This window comes from Streptomyces sp. NPDC005435 (assembly GCF_040703155.1).
GTDB lineage: Bacteria > Actinomycetota > Actinomycetes > Streptomycetales > Streptomycetaceae > Streptomyces.
The window spans coordinates 15,500-30,610 of record NZ_JBEXEQ010000031.1 but is presented as its reverse complement, the minus strand read 5'-3'; the positions used below and the strand labels follow the sequence as shown (position 1 = coordinate 30,610).

Annotated in this window: 12 protein-coding genes; 4 read left to right on the top strand and 8 right to left on the bottom strand. The window is 71.2% G+C overall.

Annotated elements, in window-relative coordinates; all coding sequences use genetic code 11:
* Positions 1–60 precede the first annotated feature (60 nt).
* A complete protein-coding gene (locus AB0898_RS29560; RefSeq protein ID WP_366806098.1) occupies positions 61–1,173 on the top strand; it encodes an AAA family ATPase in 1,113 nt (370 codons plus the stop codon).
* On the top strand, positions 1,170–4,070 hold the full coding sequence (locus tag AB0898_RS29555) for a hypothetical protein (protein ID WP_366806097.1): 2,901 nt from the start codon (positions 1,170–1,172) through the stop codon (positions 4,068–4,070). Before AB0898_RS29560 ends, AB0898_RS29555 begins: the two co-directional genes overlap by 4 nt.
* A gap of 83 nt (positions 4,071–4,153) precedes the next feature.
* Here the strand turns inward: AB0898_RS29555 and AB0898_RS29550 are convergent, their stop codons facing one another.
* The 4 genes from AB0898_RS29550 to AB0898_RS29535 all read right to left on the bottom strand — a co-directional run bounded on the left by AB0898_RS29550 (position 4,154) and on the right by AB0898_RS29535 (position 8,766).
* A complete protein-coding gene (locus tag AB0898_RS29550; protein WP_366806096.1) occupies positions 4,154–5,512 on the bottom strand; it encodes a GH1 family beta-glucosidase in 1,359 nt (452 codons plus the stop codon).
* A gap of 29 nt (positions 5,513–5,541) precedes the next feature.
* Positions 5,542–6,381 (bottom strand): carbohydrate ABC transporter permease, encoded by an 840-nt coding sequence (locus tag AB0898_RS29545; RefSeq protein WP_366806129.1) that lies wholly within the window; start codon positions 6,379–6,381, stop codon positions 5,542–5,544.
* Between the two features lie 79 nt (positions 6,382–6,460).
* Positions 6,461–7,444 carry a sugar ABC transporter permease gene (locus AB0898_RS29540; protein ID WP_366806095.1) on the bottom strand — a complete coding sequence of 328 codons (984 nt, stop codon included), beginning with the start codon at positions 7,442–7,444 and terminating at the stop codon, positions 6,461–6,463.
* A gap of 5 nt (positions 7,445–7,449) precedes the next feature.
* Positions 7,450–8,766, bottom strand: coding sequence for an extracellular solute-binding protein (locus AB0898_RS29535; protein WP_366806094.1), 1,317 nt, complete (start codon positions 8,764–8,766; stop codon positions 7,450–7,452).
* A gap of 295 nt (positions 8,767–9,061) precedes the next feature.
* On the opposite strand from AB0898_RS29535, the gene AB0898_RS29530 reads away from it, so the two are divergent.
* Positions 9,062–9,571, top strand: coding sequence for a hypothetical protein (locus AB0898_RS29530; RefSeq protein ID WP_366806093.1), 510 nt, complete (start codon positions 9,062–9,064; stop codon positions 9,569–9,571).
* On the opposite strand, the gene AB0898_RS29525 is transcribed toward AB0898_RS29530, so the two are convergent.
* A complete protein-coding gene (locus AB0898_RS29525; protein WP_366806092.1) occupies positions 9,531–10,109 on the bottom strand; it encodes a DUF3293 domain-containing protein in 579 nt (192 codons plus the stop codon). The genes AB0898_RS29530 and AB0898_RS29525 overlap by 41 nt on opposite strands.
* 264 nt (positions 10,110–10,373) lie before the next feature.
* On the opposite strand from AB0898_RS29525, the gene AB0898_RS29520 reads away from it, so the two are divergent.
* The gene (locus tag AB0898_RS29520) at positions 10,374–11,825 is read left to right on the top strand and encodes a carboxylesterase family protein (RefSeq protein WP_366806091.1); all 1,452 of its coding nucleotides are present in this window, start codon (positions 10,374–10,376) and stop codon (positions 11,823–11,825) included.
* A gap of 340 nt (positions 11,826–12,165) precedes the next feature.
* On the opposite strand, the gene AB0898_RS29515 is transcribed toward AB0898_RS29520, so the two are convergent.
* The 3 genes from AB0898_RS29515 to pnuC form a co-directional block, all read right to left on the bottom strand.
* Positions 12,166–13,017 carry a hypothetical protein gene (locus tag AB0898_RS29515; RefSeq protein ID WP_366806090.1) on the bottom strand — a complete coding sequence of 284 codons (852 nt, stop codon included), beginning with the start codon at positions 13,015–13,017 and terminating at the stop codon, positions 12,166–12,168.
* A gap of 178 nt (positions 13,018–13,195) precedes the next feature.
* The gene (locus AB0898_RS29510) at positions 13,196–14,311 is read right to left on the bottom strand and encodes an AAA family ATPase (protein WP_366806089.1); all 1,116 of its coding nucleotides are present in this window, start codon (positions 14,309–14,311) and stop codon (positions 13,196–13,198) included.
* Positions 14,308–15,021: a nicotinamide riboside transporter PnuC gene (gene pnuC, locus AB0898_RS29505; RefSeq protein ID WP_366806088.1), complete on the bottom strand. Its 714-nt coding sequence runs from the start codon at positions 15,019–15,021 to the stop codon at positions 14,308–14,310. The genes AB0898_RS29510 and pnuC overlap by 4 nt, the downstream gene beginning before the upstream one ends.
* Positions 15,022–15,111: the final 90 nt, after the last annotated feature.

Genomic DNA, 15,111 nt, shown 5'->3' with positions numbered 1-15,111 from the left:
CCTGTGCGGCGACCGACGCCCCTTCCCCGTGATCTCCCCCGTACCGAAAGGCACTTCATCATGTCCGACCTCCTGCGCGCCCCCGCCGAGATCAAGTACGCCGAGGAACTCGACTGGCTCGAATCCGTCGACGACAGCCCCAAGCCGTTCTCGTGGCGCCTGTCGCCCAAGATGGTCCGGCTGTTCATCCTGGGCTCCGAGCGGGCGGACGGGCTCGACCGGGAGATCTCGCAGAAGTGGTTCGGCGACCGCAGCTTCGTGGAGCGGTCCATCGTCACCCTCGCCTCCGACCGGGGCCTGCTGCTCATCGGTGACCCGGGCACCGGCAAGAGCTGGCTGGCGGAGCTGCTGTCGGCGGCGATCAGCCGCAACTCGACGCTGGTGGTGCAGGGTACGGCCGGCACCACCGAGGACCACATCAAGTACTCCTGGAACGTGTCCATGGTGATCGCCAAGGGCCAGTCCCGGGAGTCGATGATCCCCTCCCCGATCATGACGGCGATGGAGGGCGGCGCGATCGGCCGCTTCGAAGAGCTGACCCGCTCGACCAGCGATGTGCAGGACGCGCTGATCTCGATCCTGTCGGAGAAGTACATATCGGTGCCCGAGCTGGAGAGCGACAACATCGTCTTCGCCAAGCCCGGCTTCTCGATCATCGCCACGGCCAACAGCCGCGACCGGGGCGTCAACGACCTCTCGTCCGCGCTGAAGCGCCGCTTCAACTTCGTACGGATTCCGGTGGTGACCAACAAGAAGAGCGAGGCGGAGATCGTCCGCTTCCGCACCGAGGAGCTGCTGCGGCGGCACTCGATCGACCTGGACGTGCCGCCGACCCTGCTCGATGTGCTGCTCCAGAGCTTCGCGGACCTGCGCGCGTCGTCCGCCTCGGCAGGCAGCGACGACGAGAAGCTGGAGTCGGCGCTCTCGACGGCCGAGCAGATCGGCGTGCTGGAGGACGCCGTGCTGCACGGCAACTTCTTCGGGGAGCAGACCCTCACCGCCCGTACGCTCGCCTCCTCGCTGGTCGGCTCCCTCACCCGGCGCGAGCCGGAGGACCTCGCCATCCTCAACAAGTATCTGCACGGCGTGGTCGAGCCGCGCAGCAAGGAAGAGGGCGGCTCCTGGCCGGAGTTCCTCGAAGGCGGCCGCGACGCGATCGCCACCCTGTCGTGAGCGCGGAGCACGCCGTGGTGCACGGCACCCCCGAGGGCGCGTTCGGCGCGCTGCGCGGGCAACTCCAGCAGGCGGCGGCCGAGTTCGCGGGCGGCCCCGACGCTCTGGAGGGCATCCTCCTCGGCATGGTGGACGACGTGGACCGCGCGGTCCGCGAGCCGCTGGAGATCTTCCCCGTCTGCCACCACTCCCCCGCCTCGGCGCTCGCCATGGCCAGACGGTTGCGCGAGAAGCAGCCCAAGGTGGTGTACCTGGAGCTGTGCGAGGACATGGCCCCGCTGCTGACCGAGCTGCGCAACTGCCGTCTCCCGGTGGCGGTGCAGGCGTTCGCGGGCAGGACCGACGGCTTCCCGGCCGAGTGGGCGCCGCTGTCGGTGGTCGCGCCGGTCACCGAGGCGTCCGCGGAGTACCAGGCCATCGCGTACGCCCTGGACACTCCGGGGGTGGAACTGGTCCTGGTGGACCGGTCGGCCGACCATGTGTACCAGTGGGACACGAGCCGTACGACGCGGGAGCCCGACTCCGAGGACGAGGCGCCCGAGGAGGCTCAACTCCACGGCGAGGCGGTCGGCGTGGAGATCGGCGACCTGCGCCCGCGCTTCGCCGAGCTGGAGGAGCATCTGCTGCGGCACGGCCGGGTGCGGCACTGGTCGGAGTGGTGGCACCAGTACGTCGAGGTCCCGCTCGCGGGCAGCGACCACGACACCTACCGCCAGGCCATGTTCCTCATCGGCAGCCTCTTCCGGCGGCTCGCCCCCGGTGACGAGGGCCGGGTGCGGGTGGACGAGGACCGCGAGCGGTACATGTGGACCCGGATGCGCGAGCACCTGGCGGCGTCCGGCGCCGACCCGGCGGACTGCCTGTACGTGTGCGGGGCGTTCCACGCGGCCAGCCGGGTGGCGGAGTTCGGTGTCGAGGGCGCCGACACGTTCACCATCTCCCCGCGTACGGCGACGACTTGGCAGTACGGCCTGATCCCGTCCAGCAACGCGGCCATCGAGGCGCAGTTCGGCCTCGCCGCGGGTTCGGTGTCGATCGCCGCGACGGAGTGGGCGAAGGGCCTGAAGCGCTCACGGGTGCGGCCGTACCGGCTGGCGGGGCAGAAGGGTGCCCTGAAGAAGAGCGCGGCGAAGGCTGTCACGCCATCGACGGGACCGGCACCGGACCGCCTCACCGGCTTCCTCCAACGGCCGCCCGCGCTGGACACGTTGGACGAGGCGGAACTGCTCGGCTGGTCCGTGGACATCGTCCGCGCGGCCCGCCGCAACGGCTATCTGGCCTCCACCGCCGACGCCATCGCCGTCTTCGAGACGTCGATCCTGCTGGCCGGGATGCGCGACCGCGCGAAGCCCACGCCGTACGACTTCCAGGACGCGGCGGTCACCTGCATCGAGAAGGACGCCGTACCCGGCCGGCGGGACGTGCGGCGGCTGGTCGAGATCATGATGGGCGGCGACCGCATCGGCCAGGTCGGCTACGACGCCCTGCCACCGCTGGCGCGGGACGTGCACGACCGGCTGGCGCCACTGGGGCTCAAGCTCCAACAGCGGGGTGTGCAGCGGGCGTTGCTCGACATCGTCTCGCAGCCCGGGCTGGCGGCCTGTTCGGACGTGCTGTGGATGCTGCGCCGCCTGCTCCCGCAGGGCGCGGCCCGCCCGATCATGGGTGAGCGCAAGCTCGGCGAGCGTTCCCTCCAGGAGTCCTGGGACCTCGCGATCGGCACCCATCAACGGGCCCTGATCGAGCTGGGGTACGAGGGCGTCAGCCTCGAACAGGTCCTGGAGCAGCGGCTGCGGCGCGAGGCGTACGCCCCGCAGGCGACGGCGGCGGCCGTGCTGGCGGCGGTCGAGGACGCGACGCTGTATCTGGGCGGCGGGCGTCTCGCCGACGAACTCGGCACCCACGCGCTGAAGGTGCTGGCCACCGAACGCACGGTGGACGGGGCGCCTGAGGTGCTGCGCCGGGTGCGGAGGCTGCTGTCGTACTACCGCACCCACGCTCCGGTGCTGCCGCCGTGGATCGAGTCCTTCACGAAGGCGGGCTACGCGCACTACTGCACCCTGCTGCCGACGGCGTTCCGCGACGAGGACGCGACGGCCGGGCAGGTCGCGGCGATGCTCGGGTTCCTCTTCGGCATGGAGAGCCTGGCGCTGTCGCTGGGCTGTGACCGGGCCCAGCTGGAGCTGGCGGTGGCCCAGTCGCACCCCGAGGATCCGGCGAAGACGGCGCTGCTGTGGGCGGCGCAGGTGCAGCTCGGCACGCTGTCCCGCGCGGAACTGCGGGCGCGGTGCGTCGAGTTGCTGGACAACCCGCTGGTGGTGTCCGCCTACCCGCGCTACCTGAGTGGCTTCGTGCACGCCCTGGAGCCGGTGCCCGGGCTCGCGGACGTGGTGGTGGAGGCGGTCTCCAACGCCTTCGGCCGGCTGCCGGACACGGTGCTGCTGCCGTGGCTGCCGCTGCTGATCACCACGCTGCGCGCCCAGGCGGGCGACCTCGCGCCGCTGCTGATCCGGGAGGCCGCCCGGATCTTCCCGGCCCGGCTGGCGGCGCTGGACGCGTGGACACCGCCGTGGCGGGCCGAGACGCGGGCCGTGGTGCACCGCCCCGAACCGCGGGCGCCGCGCGGCGCGGCCCTGCTCCCGGCACACCCCGCGACCTGCGACGCGCTCGCGGAGCTGCTGGGCTGCGGGGAGGGGTGGGCGGCTCCCGATGCCCCGGTGGTGCGGGGTGTCGCGCTGCTGGCCGCGCATCCGGCGTCGTGCGATGCCGTGGCGGAGCTGCTGGGCTGCGACGACGGCTGGGCCTCGGCTCCCCCGGAGGCGACCGGACCGACGGCGCCGGCCGCGCGCCACCCGGCCACGGCGGCGGCCTGGGAGTCCCTGCTCGCGCACACCTGACGGGCGCGGCGGGCCCGGCGCTCGCCCGCACCTGACGGCCCGGGGCCGGGTCCGACGCACCTCGGATCCGGCCCCGCCCCGTCTCAGCCGGCGGCGAGCTTGCGGTGCGCGTCCACGATCTCCGCGTACCGCCGTCCGCTGCTCTTCACCGTCCGCCGCTGAGTCTCGTAGTCCACGTGGACGAGCCCGAACCGCTTGGCGTAGCCGTAGGCCCACTCGAAGTTGTCGAGGAGGGACCAGGCGAAGTAGCCGGCGAGCGGGGCACCCTTGCGGGCGGCGGAGGCGCAGGCGGCGAGGTGGGACTCCAGGTAGGCCCGGCGCTCGGGGTCGTGGACGGTGCCGTCCGGGCCGACCGTGTCGGGGAAGGAGGAGCCGTTCTCGGTGACGAAGATCCTGCGGGCGCCGTAGTCCTCGGTGAGGCGCAGCAACAGGCTCTCGATGCCCTTGGGTTCGATCTCCCAGTCCATGCCGGTACGGGCGACGCCCTCGCGGCGTACGGCGCGGGCGTGCGGGACGGGTCCCTGGGGGTCGTCGATGACGTACGCCGGGAAGTAGTAGTTGAGGCCGATCCAGTCGAGGGGCGCGGCGATGGTGTCCAAGTCGCCAGGCTTCTCGGGGAGTTCGACGCCGTAGAGCTCGCGCATGTCGGCGGGGAAGCCCCGGCCGTGCACGGGGTCGAGCCACCAGCGGTTGACGTGGCCGTCCTGGCGGCGGGCGGCGGCCGCGTCCTCGGGGCTGTCGGTGGCGGGGTGGACGGTGGAGAGGTTGTTGACGATGCCGACCTCGGCGCCGGGTGCGGCGGCGCGTACGGCCTGGGCGGCGAGGCCGTGGCCGAGGAGCAGGTGGTAGGAGGCGCGGACGGCGGCCGTCAGGTCGGTCAGGCCGGGGGCCATAGTGCCCTCCAGATGGCCGATCCAGGCGGAGCACAGCGGCTCGTTGAGAGTGGCCCACAACTTCACGCGGTCACCGAGGCGTTCGGCGACGACGGAGGCGTACTCGGCGAGGGCGTGCGCGGTGTCGCGCTCGGGCCAGCCGCCCCGGTCCTGGAGGGCCTGCGGCAGGTCCCAGTGGTAGAGGGTGACCGAGGGCGTGATGCCCGCTTCGAGGAGGGCGTCGACCAGGCGGTCGTAGAAGGCGAGCCCCTTGGCGTTGACCGCACCGTCGCCGCCGGGCACGACGCGCGGCCAGGCGACGGACAACCGGTAGGCGTTGACGCCGAGTTGACGCATCAGCGCGAGGTCCTCGGGCCAGCGGTGGTAGTGGTCGCAGGCGATGTCGCCGGTGTCGCCGCCCGCCGTCTTGCCGGGTGTGTGGGAGAAGGTGTCCCAGATCGACGGTGAGCGGCCGTCCTCGGCGACGGCGCCCTCGATCTGGTACGCCGCCGTGGCGGTGCCCCAGAGGAAGTCGTTCGGCAGGGCGGCGAGGTCGATGGGTTCGGACACGGAAGTCCCTTCGCGGTGGGGGGTGTTGATCACTTGACGGCGCCCGCGGTCAGTCCGGCGACGAGGTAGCGCTGGAGCAGCAGGAAGCCCGCGACCACGGGCACGCTCACCACCAGGGAGGCCGCCATGATCTGGTTCCAGTAGACGTTGTAGAGGGTGGAGTAGCCCTGGAGGCCGACGGCGAGGGTGCGGGTGGTGTCGTCGGTCATGACGGAGGCGAAGAGGACCTCGCCCCAGGCGGTCATGAAGGCGTAGACGGCGACCGCGACGATGCCGGGCACGGCGGCGGGCACGACGATCCGCAGCAGCGCGCCGAGCGGCCCGCAGCCGTCCACCAGCGCGGCTTCGTCGAGGTCGCGGGGCACGGAGTCGAAGTACCCGATCAGCATCCAGATGGAGAACGGCAGCGAGAAGGTCAGATACGTGAGGATCAGTCCGCCGCGCGAGCCGAACAGGGCGATCCCGGTGGCGTTCCCGATGTTGACGTAGAGCAGGAACAGCGGGAGCAGGAAGAGGATGCCGGGGAACATCTGGGTGGACAGCACGGTCACCGTGAAGACGCGCTTGCCGCGGAAGTCGTAGCGGCTGACGGCGTAGGCGGCGAACACGGCGATGACGACCGAGCAGACGGTGGCCGCGCCCGCGACGATCAGCGAGTTCACGAAGTAGCGGGCGAGCGGGATGGTGGACCAGATGTCGATGTACGGGCGGATCGTCAACTCGCTGGGCAGCCAGTGGAATTCGCCGGTCACGTCGGCGAGCGGCTTCAGCGAGCTGGAGACCATCACGTAGACGGGCAGCAGCACGAAGCCGGTGAGCAGGGTGAGGAAGATCCGCCGGGACCACTGGAACGAACGGGGGCGGGTCAGGGGGGACTTGGGCGTCGGCTTGACCTTGGGTGTCGACTTCGCCTTGGACATCGGCTTCGCCTGGGACACGGTCAGCGGCTCAGACATCGGCGCCCCTCCGTCCGCGCGAGGTGACCAGCAGATAGCCGCCGGTGACGACCAGCAGGAAGAGCAGCAGCAGGACGGACATGGCGGATCCGGTGCCGAAGTCCCAGGTAAGGAAGGTGGTTTGGTAGATGTGCACCGAGATGAGGTCCGCCGCCTCGGGGGCGCTCCGGCCGAACAGCACGAAGGGCGTGTTGAAGTCGTTGAACGTCCAGAGGAACAGCACCAGCACGAGTACCTGGTTGACGGGGCGCAGCGCGGGCAGCGTGATGTGCCGGATCTGCTTCCACATGCCGGCACCGTCCAACGCCGCCGCCTCGTACAGCTCGTTCGGGATGTTCTGGAGCCCGGCCATCACGATGAGGAAGGCGAACGGCCAGCCCTTCCACACCGAGACGGTGAGCAGGGCGTAGAAGCTGTTGCCGCCGAGCAGCCAGAACGACCGCTGGTCGGTCAGGTGGAGCTGGTCGTGCAGGACGTGGTTCACCAGGCCGTTGTCGTGCTGGAACATGAACACCCAGGTGATGACGGCCGCGTAGACGGGCAGCGCGTACGGCACCAGGAACAGGGCGCGCAGCAGGCCGCGGCCCCGGAAGGTGTCCTGCATGAAGACGGCGGCGGCCGTGCCGATCAGCCAGCACAGGGCGACGGACAGCAGGGTGAACCCGACGGTGACGGCGAACGAGTGGAGCAGCGCCTTGCCGATGGGGGCGTCGAAGTCCACGGACACGCGGTAGTTGCTCAGCCGGGTCCAGGGCGCGGTGGACCAGTCGCGGATGTGGAACCGGGTGAGTTCCCGGAAGCTCATCAGCGCGCCCATGACCATCGGCACGAGATGGACGAGGAGTTCGAGGACGAGGGCGGGCAGCAGGAGCAGATACGGGAGGGTCACGCGCCGGACGCGCCCGGTGCGGCGCGGGCTGCGCGCGGCACCGGGCGCGTCGCCGCGCACCGGTTCCTTGAGAACGGTGGTGGTCATGGTCGTCAGGCCGCCGGCATCTGCTGCTGGGCCTTCTCCAGCTTGGCCTTGACGGAGGCGGTGGTGACGGCGCGTCCCGCCGCCGCGTCGGCGAACAGGTCCTTGACGGCCGTGCCGACCGCGGTCTCGAACTGCGACTCGTCGGCGACCTGGGGCAGCGCGGTCGCGCTGGTGGCGAGGGTGTCCTTGAGGACGGCCGTCGCGGGCGCGCTGAACGCGGGGTCCTGCTGGGCGGCCTTGACCGGCGGGATGGAGCTGTAGGCCTTGTTCAGGATCTTCTGCTCGTCGTCGCTGGTCATGAACTTCACGAACTGCGTGGCGCCGTCGACGTTGTGGCTGTCCTTGAAGACGGCGAGGTTGATGCCCGCGACCATGGAGTTGACCTGGGCGCCGGTGCCGGGCTTGCCCGACTGGACGGGCACGGGGGCGATTCCGTAGGCGTCGTCGCTCATGCCCTGCGACGTGAGGTTGGCGGCGGCGGACTGCCAAAGGAGCATCGCCTGCTTGCCCTTGGCGAAGTCGCTGACCGACTGGTTCTGCGCGTACTCGGCGTTGCCGGCCGGGATGACCTTGTCCTTGGCCATCAGGTCGACGTACTGCTTGACCGCGTCGACCACCTTCGGGTCGGTGAAGTCGGGCTTGCCGTCGCTGCCGAAGAAGTCGGCACCGTGCTGCTTGGCGAAGACGAAGACGTGGTGGATGTTCTCGGAGACGTTCGAACCCTCCGCGCCCAGCGGGGACTTGCCCTTCGCCCGGATCTTCTTGCCGTCCGCGATCAGCTCGTCCCAGGTGACCGGGGGCTTGGAGATGCCCGCGTCGGCGAAGATCTGCTTGTTGTAGTAGAGGGCGTACGCCATCGAGTACAGCGGTACGGCCGCCGGGTCCTTGCCCTCGGCGCCGGTGGAGCCGAGCGCGGAGTCCACGAACCGGTCGCGGCCGCCGATCTTCGCGAAGTTCTTCGCGTCCCAGGGCAGCAGCGCGCCGGTCGCCTGGAGAGAGGCGCTCCAGGTGTTGCCGATGTTGAGCACGTCGGGGCCCTGGCCCGAAGTGGCCGCGGTCAGAATACGGTTGAGCAGATCGGACCAGGGCACGACCTCGACCTTGACCTTGATGCCGGTCCGCTTCTCGAACTTGTCCAGCTCCGGCTGGAGGACCTTCTTGTCCACGGCGATGCTCGCGCCCTGGTTGGAGGCCCAGTAAGTCAGCGTCTTGGACGACCCGTTGGCGTCGTCCCCGCCGGACGTACCTCCCCCGCACGCGGTGGCCGCGAGGGCGAGAGACATGACGACGGCGCCGGTGGCCGCGGCTCGGATGCTGCGCATGGCTCCAGAAGTCCCTTTCCGGGAGTCGAGACCCCGAGGACCGCTCACGACAGCCGACACCCCGTTCGACCCCCGAAGGCTCCTCATGGCTTAATTTAGGACGTGAGTTAAACCCTCGTAAGGGGCGGAGTCAAGGGATCGGGCGGGTTTTGCAGCGGGGGGCGGCGGTGCGCCGGGGCCGGGGCCACGAGACGCACCGGGGCCGGGGCCACCGGCCGGTGATCATCCCGAGACCGGGCTCTGCGATGATCGGCGCCCAGCCGGCCCGGAGGGCCGCTCGAACGGGGGGACGCCCATGCCTTCAACCACCGCCTCGCGCCGCGCACTGCCCGTGCTGCTGGCCGGCATCCTGCTGACCGGCTGCTCGGCCGGACACGACACCGCCTCGGCGGACCCTTCCCCGTCCGCGTCCGCGTCCACGCCAGCTTCTGCGTCCGCACCGGCTTCCGCGTCCGCGCCGACGCGGCGGGCCGTCACCCAGCCCGAGGTCCGGGACGCGTTCGCCGTGCTCCAGGCGACGTACCAGGACGGTCCGACGTACAAGGCGGGCTGTCCGGACCCCGCGGACTGCGAGTACTTCCTCACCCGCGTGCACGACAACCTCGACGCGCTCGACGCCGCGATGAAGGCCGACCCGAAGGGCAAGGGGCACTTCACCGCGCCGCTCGCGTGGATGGACGCGTTGCGTGGGGCGCTGGGGCAGGACACCTCCTTCCCCAACCTCGACAAGCACCAGAAGTTGCTGCTCGGCACCCGGGACAGGATCAACAAGTGGATGCAGTCGCATCCGGAGGACTATCGCTGAGCGGAGTTGTCGTAGGGCACGGGGGTGCGGGGCGCGGCGGGCGTGGGAGGGTCGGTGCGCACGGTCGGCGCGATCGGCGTGTGGGGCACGGCGGGGCCGGAACCGTCCGCCACCCCGCCACCGCGCTCCGCTCCCCGAAGCACGCCAGCAGGCGCCACGCCTCCCGGCTCCACGCGAACACCGCGTCCTGCCCGAACCGGCGCCCCAAGGCGCGAGCCTCCGCGTCGGTCAGTCCGGTGACGGCCACGCTCTCCTCGGTGTGGGTGCCGCAGGGGCTGCCCCCTGTGGCGGGCCACCATGTGTGTCCACCACAGGCCAGCTCGTCCAACAACAGTGCGTGGGCCCATGTGTTGTCCTCGGGGGCGACGACGCGCCCACGGGGGTTGGCGGCCGTGATGATGTGAACGGTCCGGCCGGACGGCTCCGGGAACGCCCCCTCGGTCACGCCCGCGGCGCAGGGCGTCACCCGTACGGTGTTCCGCTCGCCGACCCTGATGTCCACCACGGCCTGCCTGTAGTCAGCCCATCGCCCGTGCATGAGCCCTCCTCCGTGAAGAGAGGACCCCCTTACGCACCCGGCAGGGAGATCCGCGCCCGGCCCCACAGGGCCCGGCGTGATCGTTTTCGTGAACGGGTGGCATGCTGCCACACGCTGCCGAGCAGGGCCAGCGGCGAGGAGCGCCCGTTTCGCCACCCCCGCACGGCGGTACGGTACGGGAGGCCGCCGTGCCCACGCGGGACACACGGCGCGCCTGGAGAGGCCCGAGGGGTTCGTGACGGCACTGCGGGAGGTCCTGTCGGTATGACGGTGTGCACGACGGAGCAAGGCGCGGTCCGGGGCCGTACCGGCGCGGACGGCGTGGTGTCCTTCCTGGGAATCCCGTACGCGGCACCGCCGTTCGGCCCCCTCCGCTTCAAAGCCCCCGCGCCGCCGCAGCCTTGGGCCGGCGTACGCGACGCCACCGCCTACGGCCCGACCGCACCCCACGCCCCGTACGCCCCGCCCTTCGACGCCCTGATCCCCGAGGACAGCATCCCGGGCGAGGAGTGCCTGAACCTCAACATCTGGACGTCCGCGCCCGGTTCGGGTGCCCGGCTGCCGGTGATGGTGTGGCTGCACGGGGGCGCGTTCTCCAACGGCTCCGGTTCGGCGCCGGGTTACGACGGCAGCGCCTTCGCGCGCGACGGTGTGGTCTGCGTGACCCTCAACTACCGTCTGGGCGCGGACGGTTTCCTCCGCCTTCCCGGCGTGCCCGACAACCGCGGACTGCTGGACCAGCTGGCCGCGCTGCGCTGGGTGCGGGCCAACATCGCCTCTTTCGGCGGTGATCCGGGCCAGGTGACGGTGTTCGGCGAATCGGCCGGCGCCATGAGCATCGGCGCGCTGCTGGCGACGGGCGAGCTGCGCGGCCTGGTGCGCCGCGCGATCCTCCAGAGCGGCTCGTGCCACTACTTCCTGCGTCCCGACTCGGCGGACCGGATCGCGGCCCATCTGGCGGCGAAGCTCGGCGTGGAACCGACCCCCGAGTCACTCGCCACGGTCCCTCTGGACGCCCTCCTCACAGCCCAGGCAGACCTGCGCGCCGAGCTCAACGCCCGTCCCGATCCCGCCGTTTGGGGCGAGGCGGCACTCAACATGATGCCCTTCGAGCCGGTGCTGCCCAGCCTCGCGCTCCCCGGCCCGGACTGCGGGATCGACCTCCTCATCGGCACCAACCGCGAGGAGTACCGCCTCTTCCTGGCCCCCACCCACCGCCTGGACGCCTTCCCCGAGTCCCGCTTGCGCACGATGACGGCGGCCTACGGCCTCGACCCCGACAAGGCCCTCCCCGTCTACCGCGCCGCCCGCCCCACCGCCACCCCCGGCGAACTCCTCGACGCGGTGGCCACGGACTGGTTCTACCGCGTCCCCGCCATCCGCCTCGCCGAATCCGTCCCCGGCTCCCACCTCTACGAATTCGCCTGGCGCTCCCCCCGGTTCGACGGCCGCCTCGGCGCCTGCCACGCCCTCGAACTCCCCTTCGTCTTCGACCGCCTCACCGACCCGTCCTACGCCCCTCTCCTCGGCCCCACCCCACCCCAGCCCCTCGCCGACACGATGCACACGGCCTGGGTGTCGTTCGCCCGCACAGGCGACCCGGGCTGGCCCGCCTACGACGAGACCACCCGCACGACAATGGTCTTCGCGGAGGAATCGGCGCCCGGGAAGGATCTGCGGGCGGAGGAACGGCTGTTGTGGGACGGGGTGCGATAGCCCCGAGAAGGGCGGCGGCCCCCCGAAGGGTCAGGGGCTGTCCTGCGGACACGGGTAAGTGCCGGGCGGCACACCCCACTTGGTCGCCTTGTGCTGGTTGGGAAGGATTCCGCAGCCGAGCAGTGTGGTGGCGCTCTTCGGCCACATGAGCCGGCGGATGAAGACAGCCTTGTCGGGCGGGTACTTGTTCCGCCCGTCCAGCTGGAGCACACCGGAGGCCCCGGGGTACTGCGAGACACCTTCCCCCGCACCGCGAGCTCGCACTCGGCGCCGTCGGTGACACCCACGCCCTCACCGGTACCGACCGTCACGCAGGAAGGCCGCTCCGGTGGCACGGTCGTCACGTACTGGGGGACGAGACCGGCGACCGCCGCGGCCAGGGCCGGCAGTACGGCCGGCCGGAGCCAGTCGGCGGCATAGTCCTGGTGCGGACCTTGTCGGCGACGGCGCTCCGCTCGGACAGGTCGGCGCCCAGCGGAACGGCGTGGTCCGGCGGCGTTCCGGCGCAGGCGGCGAGCACGAGGAGCGGCTGGGTGGACTGGCCTCGGTCACCGGCGAGTTCCTGGAACACGCCGAGGAACGCGGGACCGGGGCCGTTCAGACGGTCGATCTCGGGAATCAGCACGACGAAGGACCACCGTCGCCGCGCCCATGAATGGCTCGCCCAGGTTCGCCTGCGGGTGGCCTTGCGCAGGTCCGTGAGGAGCGCGAGCAACAGGATGCGCCACACTTCCGAGCTCTCCGGGTCCGGCTCACCGTTCTCCGAGAAGCGCGCGACAGCGGCGTCCAGGAACGGGTGCCACTGGGAATCCTTGACAGCCCGGCGCAGGCCCCAGTGCCGCAGGTAGAACCGGTAGCAGATTCTGGGGATTCCGACGGCCGGCGCCGTCACGATCCCCTTCAGCCACGAGATCACGGGGTGGTCGGTGACGAGTTCCGCGACCTTGGCGGCACCGTTCAGCCATGTCCGCCGTTTCCGCAGAGCGATGTACAGGGCGTCCAACGCGGCGTCGTTGATCACGGCATGGGGCACGGGGCGGGACGTCCGATGCTGTCGCGACAGTCGCTTCCTGTATTCCTGGACCATGAACGCCGGCGCCTGGGGGTCTCCGCCGAACTGCCTTACCAGCACCAGAGCCGGCACCGTCTTCGCCTTGGACCTCCTGACCGCGAAGACGTCGAGCTGGTCCATCAGACGGTCCGACCATCGGGGGTACCGAGTGTCCCGCACCGAGCCGGGGCCCGGCATGGCACTTCGCGGACGTGCTCATACGGGGGTTACGGGCGGAAATCCGCCGTCTTGGCCGTCCGGCGGGCCGGAACCGCGGTGCCGTTCCCTCCCCGGCGGCGGCCCCGCCCCCGGCGCCCCCTCACCCCAACGGATCCGCCAGCCCCCACCCCTCCCCCAGAACCCGGTCCACGGCGGCAAGCGCACGCCCAAGCCGCGCCTGCCGGTCCCCCGAGACCTCGAGCCACTCCACGCCGGAGCCGGTGAGGACCTCGCGGAAGCGGTCGGTCATCCAGGGGCGGAGGTGCTCGCCGTCGCGGAGGCCGTCGTCGTCGAAGGGGACGTCCTGGTGGGAGGTGAGCAGGTAGAGGGCACGGGGCGGCATGGTGGCGGCGAGGGCGTGGACCGAGGCGGTGGTGCGGCCCCGGTAGCGTTCCTGCCAGACGGTGGTGGCCAACGCGTCGGTGTCGCAGACGAGTACGGGTCCGCCGGTGCGGGCGGCGTTCTGCTCGATGCCGTTCTGGCGGTGGGCGACCGTCTCGAAGTCGCCGTCGTCCCAGTCGAGTTCGGCGACGGTCGGGACCGGGCGGTCCGGGGCGGCGAGGGCACGGGCACGGGCGAGTTTGAGGACGGTCAGTTCGCGGCCGTACTCCGGCACCCAGCGGGTGAGGGCGTGGGCGCCGCCCCGGGCGCGCAGGGCGGTGGCGAGGTCGCGGGAGAGCGTGGTGGTTCCGGTGGACTCCGCGCCGAGGACGACGACCCGGCGGGCGAACCAGGCGCGCACCGGCGGTTCGATCTCGTCCCAGTGGGCGACGGGGTCGGCGCGCACCTTGGTGCCGGATACGGCGAAGGTCGTACGGGCGGGGTCCAGCAACACCGGTGCGGCGCCGAAGCGTCGGGCGAGTTCCGTGCCGTAGGGCTCGGAGCTGAACACCGCGTCCACGTCGGTGTCGTGGGGGCCGGCGGTCACCGCCTGACGCATCAACGCGACGTGTCCGTCCCAGAGTTCCGCGCTGTCGTAGTCGACGGGCAGGTCGTCGACGATGCCGACGACCGCCACCTCGGGCCGTCCGGCCCAGTGTTCGCGTATCCAGGCGACGCGTTCGGCGAGCGGGATCGACTCGTGCCCGGCCGCCATGACGACGACCGTGACCCGCGCGCAGGAGTCGGCGGCGGAGCGGATCAGGAAGTGGTGGCCGGAGTGGGGCGGGTAGAACTTGCCGATGACCAGGCCGTGGGCGAAGGGTGTCGTGCTCACGCGGTCACCGTCCGGTCGGTGGCGCCGGTGTCCCCCGGGCCGCCGGTGCCGGTCCCGTCGCCCGCTTCCGCCACGGACCGGGCCGCCGTCGACTCGCCCCGCCAGGACCGCCATCCCAGCAGGCACAGGCCCAGGAACAGCACGTAGACGATGCCGGTGAGATCGAGTCCCTTGCTGAAGTACAGCGGGATGTAGACGAGGTCGGCGGCGATCCAGAAGTACCAGTTCTCGATCCGCTTGGTGTTGAGCAGCCACTGCGCGGCCAGCGAGAGTGCCGTGGTCAGCGCGTCCCAGAAGGGCGCGACGTCGTGTGCGCGGGTCAGCAGGACGGTCAGCCCCCAGGTGACGGGGACCAGCAGCGCGAGCAGGACGAGCAGGGTGGTACCGGACGCGTGGCCCACGCGCCGCCGGGAGCGCCGTTCGCCGCCGCGCAGCCAGAACAGCCAGCCGTGGGCGGCGAGTACGAGGTAGACGACCTGGAGCGAGGCGTCCGCGTACAGGCGGGCGCTCCAGAACAGGGCGAGGAAGAACAGGTTGTTGGCGATGCCGACGGGGAAGTTCCACACGCTGGTCCGCACGCACAGCCACACGCACACCGCGCCGGTGGCGAAGCCGAGCAGTTCGGACCAGGTGACCGCGTCCTGGCCCAGCTGGAACACCTGCTGGTTCAGCGGCGCGATCAGGCCGCCGAGCATGTCCGGAACAGTCATGCCGTTCCCACCCCTCCCGTTAACGTCGAAGTGACGATAACAAGCGGCCGCCGACTCCACAATCCCTTTCGCACCCCACCGGTTTCAGCC

Bases quoted from the DNA above. Each gene is read 5' to 3' on its own strand.
- AB0898_RS29560 (WP_366806098.1), top strand. From the start codon at position 61: ATGTCCGACCTCCTGCGCGCCCCCGCCGAGATCAAGTACGCCGAGGAA.
- AB0898_RS29540 (WP_366806095.1), bottom strand. From the start codon at position 7,444: ATGACCACCACCGTTCTCAAGGAACCGGTGCGCGGCGACGCGCCCGGT.
- AB0898_RS29535 (WP_366806094.1), bottom strand. From the start codon at position 8,766: ATGCGCAGCATCCGAGCCGCGGCCACCGGCGCCGTCGTCATGTCTCTC.
- AB0898_RS29530 (WP_366806093.1), top strand. From the start codon at position 9,062: ATGCCTTCAACCACCGCCTCGCGCCGCGCACTGCCCGTGCTGCTGGCC.
- AB0898_RS29525 (WP_366806092.1), bottom strand. From the start codon at position 10,109: ATGCACGGGCGATGGGCTGACTACAGGCAGGCCGTGGTGGACATCAGG.
- AB0898_RS29520 (WP_366806091.1), top strand. From the start codon at position 10,374: ATGACGGTGTGCACGACGGAGCAAGGCGCGGTCCGGGGCCGTACCGGC.
- AB0898_RS29515 (WP_366806090.1), bottom strand. From the start codon at position 13,017: ATGGACCAGCTCGACGTCTTCGCGGTCAGGAGGTCCAAGGCGAAGACG.
- pnuC (WP_366806088.1), bottom strand. From the start codon at position 15,021: ATGACTGTTCCGGACATGCTCGGCGGCCTGATCGCGCCGCTGAACCAG.